Source organism: Streptococcus jiangnanensis, assembly GCF_040888325.1.
GTDB lineage: Bacteria > Bacillota > Bacilli > Lactobacillales > Streptococcaceae > Streptococcus > Streptococcus jiangnanensis.
Genome location: NZ_JBFNFF010000002.1, coordinates 342,173 through 355,118, shown reverse-complemented (window position 1 = coordinate 355,118; position 12,946 = coordinate 342,173). Strand labels below are relative to the sequence as shown.

The following is a 12,946-nucleotide window of genomic DNA, read 5'->3' as shown; positions in this document are numbered from 1 at the left end:
TTTTTTACTGCTTTTAAGTTAGCTTGTTAAAGTCCCAGATTTGATCCATCCAGCCTTCATAAAAGTCTGGTTCGTGACAGACCATAAGAATCGATCCCTTGTATTCTTTGAGAGCGCGTTTGAGTTCTTCCTTGGCATCCACATCCAAGTGGTTGGTCGGCTCGTCCAGCACTAAGACGTTGTTTTCACGATTCATCAAGAGACAGAAACGCACCTTGGCTTGTTCACCACCTGATAAGACCTGAATTTGGCTTTCAATGTGCTTTGTTGTCAAACCACAACGAGCAAGGGCTGCACGGACTTCTGCTTGGTTAAGGGCAGGAAAGGCATTCCAGACCGCTTCTAGAGGTGTTTGACGATTGCCACCTTCTACTTCTTGCTCAAAATAACCAAGTTCTAGGTAATCACCGCGTTCAACTTCCCCAGCGATTGGTGGAATAATTCCCAAGAGAGACTTCAAGAGGGTTGTTTTCCCAATACCATTGGCCCCAATAATTGCAACCTTTTGATTGCGTTCAAAGGTTAGGTTTAAGGGTTTAGTAAGTGGACGGTCATAACCAATCTGCAAGTCCTTGGCTTGGAAGATAAAGCGCCCAGGTGTACGAGCTGGTTTGAAATCAAAGGATGGCTTTGGTTTCTCACTTTGAAGTTCGATGATGTCCATCTTGTCGAGTTTCTTTTGACGGGACATGGCCATGTTTCGTGTTGCAACACGGGCTTTATTGCGGGCTACGAAATCCTTGAGGTCCGCTATCTCTTTCTGTTGACGCTCATAGGCTGCTTCCAGTTGAGATTTCTTCATAGCATAAACTTCTTGGAACTGGTAGTAGTCACCAGAGTAACGCGTCAACTGTTGATTTTCAACATGATAGACGATATTGATTACGTCGTTGAGGAAAGGAATATCATGCGAAATAAGGACAAAGGCATTCTCATAGTTTTGGAGATAACGCTTGAGCCAGTCAATGTGTTCAGCATCCAAGTAGTTGGTTGGCTCGTCAAGCAACAAAATATCTGGCTTTTCGAGGAGGAGTTTAGCCAAAAGCACCTTGGTTCTTTGTCCACCTGATAAGGCAGTTACATCCGTATCCATGCCAAAGTCCATGACACCGAGAGCACGCGCTACTTCATCAATCTTAGCATCCAAGGTATAGAAATCTCGACTCTCCAAACGGTCTTGGAGTTCGCCAACTTCTTCCATTAGCGCGTCAATATCTGCTCCGTCTTCTGCCATTTCCATATAGAGGTCATTGATACGAGCTTCTGCTTTAAATAGCTCATCAAAGGCTGTACGCAAGACATCACGCACGGTTTGACCTTCCTTTAGCACAGCGTGCTGATCCAGATAGCCAGCAGTCACATATTTGGACCACTCCACCTTCCCTTCATCTGGCAACATCTTACCTGTCACGATGCTCATAAAGGTTGATTTTCCTTCACCATTGGCACCGACTAAGCCGATATGCTCACCCTTGAGGAGACGGAAAGACACATCTTCAAAAATTGCACGGTCACCAAAACCGTGACTTAAATTTTTAACTTCTAAAATACTCATTCTAATTCCTTATCTTATTTTTATGCAGTCCTTTATAGAGGAGCCAAGCCAGATAGCCTCCCAAGGTATTGGTCCACAAATCATCAATCTCAAAGACGCGATTAAAGTCGAATAAAAAATCTAAAACTAGTTGTGTACACTCGATTCCTAGACTCAGAAGAAAACTGAGAAGGATGATTTTTTTCGTTTGCCGCAAGTTTGGACAGAGATAGATCAGTTGAAAAACCAAAGGAAATAGCAAGAAGACATTTAAAATGTTCTGCAAAAAGATCCAAATAACTTGTCCCAAACTGGTTACTTCACCTAGATTCCAAAGGGAGTTTAAGGGAGTTAAAAGAAAAACCAGGCGTCCAAAAGTTTGAATACCTGGAGTTTCCACTCCTGTAGGAAGTTGAGGCTGGGGAGTAAAACAAAAACAGACAATGCATAGACTGTAAACAGCCACTCCCAATCTTAAGATTAATTCTCTTTTTTTAGTCATTTTATGGATTTACCGCTGCGACTGCCTTCTGGCGATCACGTTTCATTGTATTAGAGCGTAATTGTCCACAAGCTGCATCAATATCTGTACCATGCTCTTGACGGACAACACAGTTGACCCCTTTTTTCTTGAGGGTATCGTAGAAGGCCATCACGCGCTCTTTAGGACTACGGCTATATTGGTCATGCTCACTAACAGGGTTATAAGGAATCAAGTTTACATAAGACAATTTCTTGATGTTCTTGAGCAATTCAGCCAACTCCAAGGCTTGTTCAACACCGTCGTTGACTTCATTGAGCATGATGTATTCAAAAGTTACACGACGATTAGTTTTTTCGATATAGTACTCAATAGCTGCAAAGAGCTTTTCAATCGGAAAGGCACGGTTAATCTTCATGATGCTTGAGCGCAATTCATTATTGGGTGCGTGAAGAGACACAGCCAGATTGACCTGTACGCCTTCATTAGCAAAGTCACGAATTTTATGGGCCAAACCTGAGGTTGAAACAGTGATGTGGCGAGCACCGATAGCCATTCCCTTGTCATCATTGATGGTACGGACAAAATTCAACACATTGTTGTAGTTATCAAATGGTTCACCAATTCCCATAACAACGATATGGCTGACACGTTCATCCTGACCACGTTCATCAAAGTATTTCTGAACCAGCATAATCTGCGCTACGATTTCCCCATTATTAAGATCACGTTGCTTCTTAATCAAGCCTGACGCACAGAAGGTACAACCGATATTACAACCGACCTGAGTGGTCACACAGACTGACAAACCGTAGTGTTGACGCATGAGTACTGTCTCAATCAACATGCCATCTGGCAACTCGAAAAGATACTTAACAGTACCGTCAGCTGACTCTTGTACAATCCGTTGTTTCAAAGGATTTACGACAAACTGGTCATTGAGCTTAGCAATCAAATCCTTGGAAAGGTTGGTCATTTCTTCAAATGACTGCACACGTTTACGGTAGAGCCATTCCCAGATTTGATCTGCACGGAATTTCTTTTCCCCTTGTTCTAATACCCATTCTTGCATTGTTTGACGTGTTAAACTATAAATAGAAGGTTTCATCTCTTCTCCTTATTCTCTATCTATTTCTGACGAATGACAAAATGGCGCTGTCCCTTGTCCTCTTTCTGAGACTTTTGGTCCTTATGACGACGTCTATTTCGCTTATCCGTATTTGGTTTTCTCTTATTTTGCGAAGGTTTCTTGCCTCTTCTAGGAAGGTTCTCCTCATCCTTTTTACGCATTTTTTTGTCAAATGAAGCCCGTTTCGGTGCTTGGTTTTCTAGGACAAAATAAGCACAACCATAACTACAATACTCTAAAAGATAATCCTGTAAGCGACTGATTTTTTCAATTTTTTCCTCTGTTCGGTCGTCTTTATAAAAGCCACGTAGACGGAGCTGTTCATTGCTCCAGTCCCCCACGACATAATCAAACTTGGTCAACACCTCAGAAAAGCGTTGATTAAAGACTGTCACATCGAAAGCATCCTTGATATTTTCAACCAAGGTAAAAGCAATCCCTTCAGTCTCAACCTTATCCCCATTCACATGAAATTCTGGGCCAGGAAACTTGTTATAGTTGTATAATTCAGGTGCAATTTCTTTACGCATAGTCTTCCTTTTCCACGATTACTTAACACTCTATTTTACCATATTTTCTACAAGTTGGCACGAATATCCTGTAAATGAAAAAAGTCTGACGATTCTGTCAGACTTCTGCTTTATAACTTTAAAAAGAGAAGAACAATTCTTCCCTCCATATTTTATTATTTTGCTGCTGCGTAAAGCTCATCTACTTTGTTCCAGTTAATGACTGAGAAGAAAGCTTTGATGTAGTCAGGACGTACATTGCGGTATTTCACATAGTAAGCATGTTCCCAAACGTCCAAGCCCAAAATTGGTTTTTTACCTTCTGAGATTGGTGTATCTTGGTTTGCTGTTGAAGTCACTTCAAGCTTCCCTTCTTTGTTGACAACCAACCATGCCCAGCCAGAACCAAAGCGAGTTGTAGCTGCTGCTGTAAAGGCTGCTTGGAATTCTTCAAATGAACCAAATGTTGCGTCGATTGCTGCTGCAAGTTCTGCTGATGGAGCAGTTTTTTCAGGAGTCATCAATTCCCAGAAAAGAGCGTGGTTCAAGTGTCCACCACCATTGTTGATAAGTGCTTGACGGATATCAGCTGGGATAGAATCTACATCAGTAAGCAAAGCTTCAAGGTCTTCACCGATTTCAGGGTGTTTTTCAAGAGCTACATTTGCATTGTTGACATAAGTTTGGTGGTGTTTGTCATGGTGCAAGTGCATTGTTTCTGCATCGATGTATGGTTCCAAAGCGTCGTATGCGTATGGAAGGTCTGGTAAGATAATAGCCATCTGTAATACCTCTTTTTCTTTCTATATGAAAATGATAACGCAATCATCCTCTTTTTTCAAGTTTTTTGCTCAATTTGCTTCTGCCGCGATCTGCAAAAGTGCCTTTTCAAACAGGTACCCTTTTTCATAGACACCTGTCTTAATCTGGTAGTCCGTTTCAATTAAATAAGAAATCGCTCGCTTGAGAAAGGCCAAGGAAATCCCTCTCGAATCTCTCAATGCAAACTTGATTTGATAAGGATTAGGGTTGCGCCCCAAGTAAGTTCCCAGACTGCTTGCAATCTGCGATTCCGTCTGACCAGTCTCTGATAAAATCTTCACTTGGGTAAAGGTTCGAAACTGTCCTAACATGACAGCTATGAGCTTGATCTCATCCTCCCCTTGCAAGGTCAAGTCTCTAACCAGGTCACGGGCCTGGTCGATCTTTTTGCCCAAGATAAGCTGAGTCAAATCAAAAATATTGTCCTGCAGAGTCTTTGGAATAGCCTCGACAATGTCCTTCTCCTCTATCATGCCATCTGACTTATAAGACTGTAAAAAAAGGAGATTTTTCTGGATTTCACTAAATTGAAAACCAGATTTGAGAAGTAGATTTTCAAAGGATTGCCCCACAAACTGCAGACCTTGTGTCTGACTCCATTTTTGGAAATACTGACGAATCTCTTGTTCCTTAGGTTCAATAGCATCAAAGACAGTCGCATCTCGTTTGAGCAATTTGACCAGCCGTCTTTTACTATCTAACTTTCCTTCTGCAAAAATCAACAACTTGGTTGTTGGCGAAGGGTTACCAAGGTATTCCTCAAATGACTTGAGCTCATCATCTGTTAAAAAACGTTTCTTGGCTGTTGTGATATCGACAAAATGGTCTAATATTACGATTTTCTCATCCGCAAAGAAAGGGAGACTGACCAACTCCAACTCTAACTCTTTATAGGCTACTTCTTTCATATCAAAGTAAGCAAAGTTAAGATCAGCTGGATCATAACCAATCTGTTTCAACACTTGACTCTTCATCACTTCAAACTGGCCCTGATCTGTCCCTGTAAATAGATTCAAGCTAGATAGATTTGATAAAGTCAACTTCTTACTGTCTTCAATGGCTAGCATCATCTCTCCTTTCTTCTGATTTTTTACTAACTTTAATCAATATAGCGCAATTTCCCACGAAAATCTTCTAGTCTCTCGTACCCTTTTTCCGCCATGATTTCTTTCAGTTCATTGGTAATGCGTTCAAAAGCACCGACGCCTTCTTTGTGAAGAGTGGTTCCCACCTGCACCATACTTGCTCCACAGAGGATATGTTCAAAGGCATCACGACCAGTCAGAACGCCACCTGTTCCGATGATTTGGATTTGGGGATTTAAACGTTGGTAAAAGGCGTGCACATTCGCTAGAGCAGTCGGTTTGATATACTCTCCACCAATGCCACCAAAACCATTTTTAGGACGAATCACGACCGACTCGTCTTCTATATAAAGGCCGTTTCCGATAGAGTTAACACAGTTAACAAACTTGAGCGGATATTTGTTGAAAATAGCTGCCGCTTGATCAAAGTGAACAATATCAAAATAAGGTGGCAATTTTATTCCAAGAGGTTTGGTAAAGTAGGCAAAGACTTCTGCCAAGATACAATCTGTTGTCTCAAAATCATAAGCAATCTGAGGTTTTCCTGGAACATTTGGACAAGAGAGATTAAGCTCTGTCAGTCCTTTGAATTCACTCTCTTGCACTTTTTTCAAGATGGTATGTGTTTCTTCTGGAGACATGCCAACTAGAGATAGGAAGAAAGTTCGGTTTGGCTCTTTTTCCTGCAAGTCCAAAAGATAGTTCAAATAGTAGTCTAAGCCATTATTTGGCAAGCCCATGGAGTTGATAGAACCAAGTGGAACATCCTGGTATCGTGGCTCAGGATTGCCCTGACGAAAGTCCAAGGTCGCAGTCTTCGTAACAAAAGTACCCGCTGCTGAGTTTTTGACCCCTTCTAGCTCCTCTATCGTCATACAAGCCACACCTGCTGCATTCATCAAGCAATTGTCAAACTCAAAGCCAGCTATTTGTGTTTTCGTTGATACCATGATTCTGATCCTCCAGATTCCTTTTATTTCTAATATTATACCATACTTTAAGATTTTCTCTTTGAGAAACTAATTTCTATATAAAACGTTCGGTTTTGTAAATTGAAAGAATTTTTAGAAAATTTCTGTTTTTTTCTTTACACTCAAAAAAAATTCTGCTATAATGGCTCATGTAATAAAATATAACAACAAAAAGGAGAACGATATGACATCTGCTAAAGACTATATCCAAAGCGTGTTTGCAACTGTGAAAGCTCGTAACGGGCATGAGGCTGAATTTCTCCAGGCGGTTGAAGAATTCTTCAGCACTTTGGAACCTGTATTTGAAAAACACCCTGAGTATATCGAAGAAAACATCTTGGCACGCATCACTGAGCCTGAGCGCGTGATTTCTTTCCGTGTTCCTTGGGTTGACCGTGAAGGTAAAGTCCAAGTCAACCGTGGTTACCGTGTTCAATTCAACTCAGCTGTTGGACCATATAAAGGCGGACTTCGTTTCCACCCAACTGTAAACCAAGGGATCTTGAAATTCCTTGGCTTCGAACAAATCTTTAAAAACGTCTTAACTGGACTTCCAATCGGTGGAGGTAAAGGGGGATCAGACTTCGATCCTAAAGGTAAGACTGACGCTGAAGTGATGCGCTTCTGCCAAAGCTTCATGACTGAATTGCAAAAATATATCGGACCATCTCTTGACGTACCTGCTGGTGATATCGGTGTTGGTGGACGTGAAATTGGTTACCTTTACGGACAATACAAACGTCTTAACCAATTTGATGCGGGTGTCTTGACTGGTAAACCTCTTGGATTTGGTGGTAGCTTGATTCGTCCAGAAGCAACTGGTTATGGTTTGGTTTACTACACTGAAGAAATGCTCAAAGCTAATGGTAACAGTTTTGCTGGTAAGAAAGTGGTTATTTCAGGTTCTGGTAACGTAGCTCAATATGCTCTTCAAAAAGCGACTGAACTCGGCGCTACTGTTATCTCTGTATCTGACTCAAACGGTTATGTCATCGACGAAAATGGTATTGACTTCGATCTTTTGGTTGATGTTAAAGAAAAACGCCGTGCTCGTTTGACTGAGTATGCAGCTGAGAAAGCAACTGCTACTTACCATGAAGGTTCTGTATGGACTTACGCTGGTAACTACGACATCGCTCTTCCATGTGCGACTCAAAACGAAATCAACGGTGAAGCAGCTAAACGTTTGGTTGCTCAAGGCGTTATCTGTGTATCTGAAGGTGCTAACATGCCTAGTGACCTTGATGCGATTAAAGTCTACAAAGAAAACGGAATCCTTTACGGACCTGCCAAAGCTGCCAACGCTGGTGGTGTAGCTGTATCAGCGCTTGAAATGAGCCAAAACAGCCTTCGCCTTTCATGGACCCGTGAAGAAGTTGATGGACGCCTCAAAGACATCATGACAAACATCTTCAATACAGCTAAAACAACTGCTGAAACATACGGTCTTGGTACTGACTACCTTGCAGGAGCAAATATCGCTGCCTTCGAAAACGTAGCAAACGCTATGATTGCACAAGGTATTGTTTAATTAGTCGATACATCCTATCGGAGGACAAATGATGAACTTACGGCCAATGGAAGTAAGAGATAATCCAGCTGTAGCACAACTCATTCGAGCTAGTCTTGAAGAATTCGGGCTTGACAAACCTGGAACTGTCTACTTTGATTCTCATCTAGATCATTTGGCCGACTACTATCAACAGCAAGAGAGGTCAGCTTACTTTATTCTGGAAGATGAAGGTCAGCTGGTTGGCTGTGGTGGCTTTGCACCTGTGTCTGATAAGATTGCTGAATTACAAAAACTGTATGTCACTAAAAATAGCCGTGGCAAAGGTTATTCTAGCAGGTTGATAAAGCGGATATTCCAGGAAGCCCGTCTAGCTGGTTATGAACAGCTTTATCTAGAAACCTCTACTGAACTGGCTACGGCTGTCGCCATCTATCAACACTATGGTTTCACATCACTGCAACAACCACTTGCTAACGCCGCCGGCCACCCAGCTATGAATATCTGGATGATAAAATCTCTCTTATCAGATGAATAGATGGCAGTATACTAATGTAGCCAATGCTATGATAGTAAAGGTATTGTTTAAGCACTATCAAACTAGAAGAAATCCGACTGCTTATAAAAGCGGCCGGATTTTTATATATCTAATTTTTCAAAAAATTTGCCTGTTAACTGCTTTTCTTTTAGCTTCTCAAGCAGCTCATTTTCCAGAAAAGGACTTAGTTCGTCAAAATCTTGACAAACCTTAAAAACAGTCTCTCTGTCCAACTGACCATAAGCTAATTCGTAATAGTCCTTATTATGCTGCCAGTTCTGGTCATAGTTGACATCTGTCCGTTGATAGTAAACGATGTTTTGCTTCGGAGTCAGGTAAAGCTTCTGTGTTAGAATGCTTTTCTGATCTTTAGATAACTTGCTACGGCTAAAAATTTTAACACCTTGAAAAATCTTGCGCTCATGAATTCCTTGATCTGTCACCTTCAATTCAATTCTTTTATAGTGCATACTATCACCTCCTGAAATCACCTACATTATATCATGTTCTGGCAAATTTTCAAACAAAAGTGTCATTTCCAAAAGTCTTCAGTCGCCTCTAAAATCTCTTCTGTTGGTGTTACTGTGGCCTCAATAATGCTCTTGCTTGTTCTTTTCAGATAAGCTTGTATAAGATGATAGCCATAAGCATAGCCCGCAGCATAAGGCATACCAACCGGTATCTGACCTTGAATCTCTGCAATTTCATCACCGTAGAGATAAGGAGCCATTTCCGCCATCCCTGTTAGCTGAAGCTGACTTGAGATGATGGGCTTAATCTCCTCTAATTGCTCTGGACTGGTTGAAGTAACCCAGGGTCCAATGAGCTCCTTGCCATAGAGCTCAGCAGCAAAAGACTCTGCCAATCCTTCACTAACTACCCAGTCTGCTAGTGTCGTCTGCTGATTCCATTTGATAAATTGGAAGCGGACATTGTGATTGCACTCGTGAGCCAATGCCGCTTGAATACGTGGCAAAGTATAGTCATTAGGCAGTATGCTTAACATGAGATAACCTGGGATTCCACCATCTCCGCTGTAACCCTTATGGAGCTGTAACATGGCCTTTTCAGGGTTGCCCAATAAAATAGTAAAATGGTAATCCTCAACCTCTAAATCATAGCCAGCTTGCTTAAAAAGACCGATACTCCTCTTGATGGTTTCCTGGCAGTCCTGCCAGAGTTGATCAGAGCTCAGAGCGTTGATAGCTGGTCTATCCTCTTCCGAGAGAGTTGCGGGCAACTGATTCATAAATCCAAGTAAAAATAGAGCATCAAATCCTCCAGGATACTTCGCTTTCAGAGGAATGTGTTGAGTTTGGTATTTGGAAGCAAAAGGTGCTAAAATCTTAGCTCGAAAGAGACCTTCTCTCTTTTCTAAAGGAAGCTCGAGCATCTCCTGATAAACTTTATCTGAACGAATCGTATTGATTTGCATAATAAACTCCTTTCTTATCTACTATTAGTATAATCCCTTCCCTAAGGTCAGGGTCAAGAAGAAAATTGAAATATCTATTAAAATTTCATTGAAATTACCTCAAACCGTTCGAAAATTACCTTCAATAAAGTTCTTTAATACTGAGATTATAATATCCGGAGTATCAATAAATTAAAAACTTACTTTTCTACTGTTCATAGGAATGATGATAGCAGAAAAAAATAAATCCTGAAGGGTAAAAACTTGTATCATTTTTTATGGAAAACCTATTATTCAAAACTTGTTTGTCTCCTAGATATACTATATAATTAGTTTGCCCCATTTGTTCCCCATGAAAGATAAAAAGAAAAACCGCTACTCCTAAGAATAGCGGTTTTATATGTTTTTTTAAGCTACTAATGTAGTTGCTCTATTATTTAAGAGTAACTGAAGCTCCAGCTTCTTCCAATTTAGCTTTGATTTCTTCAGCTTCTGCAGTTGGAACGCCTTCTTTGATGACACCTGGTGCACCATCAACAAGTTCTTTAGCTTCTTTAAGTCCAAGACCAGTGATTTCACGTACAACTTTGATAACGCCAACTTTTTTGTCACCAGCAGCTGTCAACTCAACGTCAAATGAGTCTTTAGCAGCACCAGCGTCAGCAGCACCAGCTGCAGCAACAGCTACAGGAGCAGCTGCAGTTACACCAAATTCTTCTTCGATAGCTTTTACAAGGTCGTTCAATTCAAGGATTGAAGCTTCTTTAATTTCAGCAATAATGTTTTCAATGTTCAATGCCATTGTTATTTCCTCCAAATAAGTTTTTAATTTTATAATCGTTTTTTCGTAGCTAAGCTACGCTGCGTAGCTTAAGATTAAGCTGCGTCTTCTTTGTTGTCTGCAACCGCTTTGACTGCAAGAGCAACGTTGCGCACTGGCGCTTGAAGTACAGAAAGGAGCATAGAAAGAAGTCCTTCGCGGTTTGGAAGAGTTGCAAGAGCAACGATTTCTTCTTTAGATGCGACAGCGCCTTCGATTGCACCACCTTTGATTTCAAGTGCTTCAGCGTTTTTAGCAAAGTCGTTCAAGATTTTCGCTGGTGCGATAACATCTTCGTTAGAAAATGCTACTGCAGATGGTCCAACAAATACTGATGCAAGATCTTCAAGACCAGCTTTTTCAGCTGCACGACGCAAGATTGAGTTTTTAATGACTTTATACTCAACTTCGCTTCCACGAAGCTCACGACGAAGAACTGTATCTTGCTCAACTGTCAAACCACGAGCGTCTACAACGACGATAGATGCAGCAGCTTTCATTTTTTCAGCTACTACGTCAACTAGTTCCGCTTTTTTAGCAATAATTGCTTCACTCATTAGTGTGTTCACCTCCGTAATTATTTTGCTTGGGGAATTTTTCCAAAAGAAAAACGCGCCCAAACCTAGACACGAAAGTACAATACGCTTCTTTTTACATGATACGTTTTGTCCTCGGTAGGATATTTACGAGTCAAGCTCCCCTACTGTCTTAGGCAGTTTTTTCAAACCGTATATAAGTATAGCATAGACAAAAAAAGAATGCAAGATTTTTGCAAACTTTTTTTGAATTTTTTTAAATCTCTACTGTCAAAACTTTGCCTTGCTTAACCACCTGTTCTCCAGCGATATAAACATCGTCAACATCACTGGCTTTGACTGCATAAACCAGGTGAGAGAGCATATTTTTCTGAGGCTGAAGATGGATTTTTCCCTGTGGTTGAATGACCAGAAAATCTGCTTGCTTGCCAACTTCTAGGCTTCCTATCTGCTTTTCCATTCCTAGAACCTTAGCACCCTCTATCGTCAGAGCTTTGAGGGCTGTTTCAATAGGAAATTGGCTGGCATCTCCACTTTTCATCTTTTGAAGAAGGGCTGCTGTGCGTCCTTCCTCAAACATATCTAGATTGTTATTGGAAGCAACCGAGTCTGTCGCAATCCCCACTGCTACTCCTGCTTTTTGGAGTTGGATGATTGGAGCGATTCCAGAAGCCAGTTTGAGGTTACTGATAGGATTATGGGCGATTGCTACATGAGAAGTTGCCAAGCGTTCAATTTCTCTCTCGTTTAATTCGACCCCGTGAGCAAAGACAGACGGATGATCTAAGTAACCTAGTTCTTCTAGAAAGGCGAGAGGGCGTTTGCTATAGCGTTTCAAGATAATTCCTGATTCCTCCTTGGTCTCCGCCACATGGATATGGATAGGAATGGCCAGTTCTTTTGCCATTTCTATGCTTGCTTCCAGCAAGTCTCTACTACAGCTATAGGGAGAATGAGGAGCTACCATAACCTTGAAATTTGGATTTTCATATCCTAAGATTTCCTCTATGATGGCTCGTGTTCTGCTTATAGTCTCAGCAGTTGTTTCTGCCTCTGAAGAAAAGAGGGTCGGTGAGAAATAACAACGCATCTTAGATTCCTTAACTGCCTGATAAATTTGCTCAATATCCACACCATTAGGATTATACATATCGTTGAAGGTTGTTGTTCCTGACTGGAGCATCTCTGTCAGAGCTTCTTTGACTGCCTTGGTAGTCATATCGGGAGTAAATCCTGCTTCTGCTGGCCAGATATAGTCATTGAGCCATTCATGGAGATTACTATCATCCCGGATCCCTCGCAAACCTGTCATAGCAGAATGGGTATGGCAATTAACCAAACCAGGCATAATCCAGGCTCCCTGATAGTCTATAATCTGCTCAGCTTGCTCTAAAATCTCTGGCTCCTCTTGGCCGACATAGACGATTTGAGAGTCCTTAACGGCTAAGATACCATCCAAATAAACATGGAAATCTTTGTCACAAGTCACGATATTTACATGCTGATAGACTTTCATTGTTTTCTCCTTCTAAGACCCTGATTTTTTCTAGCTATTGTAACAAAAAAGTCACCCGAAGGCAACTTTTTTTGTCCATAA

14 protein-coding genes and 1 other annotated feature are annotated in these 12,946 nt (G+C 41.2%); of the genes, 2 read left to right on the top strand and 12 right to left on the bottom strand.

Annotated elements, in window-relative coordinates:
* Positions 1–13 precede the first annotated feature (13 nt).
* The 7 genes from AB2B49_RS04320 to AB2B49_RS04290 form a co-directional block, all read right to left on the bottom strand.
* A complete protein-coding gene (locus tag AB2B49_RS04320) occupies positions 14–1,555 on the bottom strand; it encodes an ABC-F family ATP-binding cassette domain-containing protein (RefSeq protein ID WP_000025356.1) in 1,542 nt (513 codons plus the stop codon).
* Between the two features lies 1 nt (position 1,556).
* The gene (locus tag AB2B49_RS04315) at positions 1,557–2,036 is read right to left on the bottom strand and encodes a VanZ family protein (RefSeq protein WP_049505673.1); all 480 of its coding nucleotides are present in this window, start codon (positions 2,034–2,036) and stop codon (positions 1,557–1,559) included.
* Between the two features lies 1 nt (position 2,037).
* Entirely contained in the window at positions 2,038–3,123 is a 1,086-nt protein-coding gene (rlmN, locus tag AB2B49_RS04310; protein ID WP_000804759.1) for a dual-specificity RNA methyltransferase RlmN, read from the bottom strand.
* Between the two features lie 20 nt (positions 3,124–3,143).
* Entirely contained in the window at positions 3,144–3,674 is a 531-nt protein-coding gene (locus tag AB2B49_RS04305) for a YutD family protein (RefSeq protein WP_001224364.1), read from the bottom strand.
* A 155-nt stretch (positions 3,675–3,829) separates the two neighbouring features.
* Positions 3,830–4,435: a superoxide dismutase SodA gene (sodA, locus tag AB2B49_RS04300; protein WP_049505675.1), complete on the bottom strand. Its 606-nt coding sequence runs from the start codon at positions 4,433–4,435 to the stop codon at positions 3,830–3,832.
* A 69-nt stretch (positions 4,436–4,504) separates the two neighbouring features.
* Positions 4,505–5,542: a DNA polymerase III subunit delta gene (gene holA, locus AB2B49_RS04295; RefSeq protein ID WP_071851080.1), complete on the bottom strand. Its 1,038-nt coding sequence runs from the start codon at positions 5,540–5,542 to the stop codon at positions 4,505–4,507.
* Positions 5,543–5,574: 32 nt separating this feature from the next.
* On the bottom strand, positions 5,575–6,510 hold the full coding sequence (locus AB2B49_RS04290; protein ID WP_071851082.1) for a dihydroorotate oxidase: 936 nt from the start codon (positions 6,508–6,510) through the stop codon (positions 5,575–5,577).
* 205 nt (positions 6,511–6,715) lie between these two features.
* Between AB2B49_RS04290 and gdhA the strand changes: the two genes are divergently transcribed.
* On the top strand, positions 6,716–8,062 hold the full coding sequence (gdhA, locus tag AB2B49_RS04285) for an NADP-specific glutamate dehydrogenase (protein WP_000199520.1): 1,347 nt from the start codon (positions 6,716–6,718) through the stop codon (positions 8,060–8,062).
* Between the two features lie 31 nt (positions 8,063–8,093).
* A complete protein-coding gene (locus tag AB2B49_RS04280) occupies positions 8,094–8,579 on the top strand; it encodes a GNAT family N-acetyltransferase (RefSeq protein WP_049505679.1) in 486 nt (161 codons plus the stop codon).
* A 101-nt stretch (positions 8,580–8,680) separates the two neighbouring features.
* On the opposite strand, the gene AB2B49_RS04275 is transcribed toward AB2B49_RS04280, so the two are convergent.
* The 5 genes from AB2B49_RS04275 to AB2B49_RS04255 all read right to left on the bottom strand — a co-directional run bounded on the left by AB2B49_RS04275 (position 8,681) and on the right by AB2B49_RS04255 (position 12,865).
* A complete protein-coding gene (locus tag AB2B49_RS04275; protein WP_000559015.1) occupies positions 8,681–9,049 on the bottom strand; it encodes an EXLDI protein in 369 nt (122 codons plus the stop codon).
* Positions 9,050–9,111: 62 nt separating this feature from the next.
* Positions 9,112–10,014 carry a DUF2268 domain-containing putative Zn-dependent protease gene (locus AB2B49_RS04270; RefSeq protein ID WP_049505680.1) on the bottom strand — a complete coding sequence of 301 codons (903 nt, stop codon included), beginning with the start codon at positions 10,012–10,014 and terminating at the stop codon, positions 9,112–9,114.
* 412 nt (positions 10,015–10,426) lie between these two features.
* Entirely contained in the window at positions 10,427–10,795 is a 369-nt protein-coding gene (gene rplL, locus AB2B49_RS04265) for a 50S ribosomal protein L7/L12 (protein ID WP_001196964.1), read from the bottom strand.
* Between the two features lie 74 nt (positions 10,796–10,869).
* Complete coding sequence (gene rplJ, locus AB2B49_RS04260) at positions 10,870–11,370, bottom strand: 50S ribosomal protein L10 (protein ID WP_001287274.1); 501 nt, start codon at positions 11,368–11,370, stop codon at positions 10,870–10,872.
* Positions 11,371–11,408: 38 nt separating this feature from the next.
* Positions 11,409–11,544, bottom strand: a sequence feature (ribosomal protein L10 leader region).
* A gap of 61 nt (positions 11,545–11,605) precedes the next feature.
* Positions 11,606–12,865: a TRZ/ATZ family protein gene (locus AB2B49_RS04255; protein WP_049505681.1), complete on the bottom strand. Its 1,260-nt coding sequence runs from the start codon at positions 12,863–12,865 to the stop codon at positions 11,606–11,608.
* Positions 12,866–12,946: the final 81 nt, after the last annotated feature.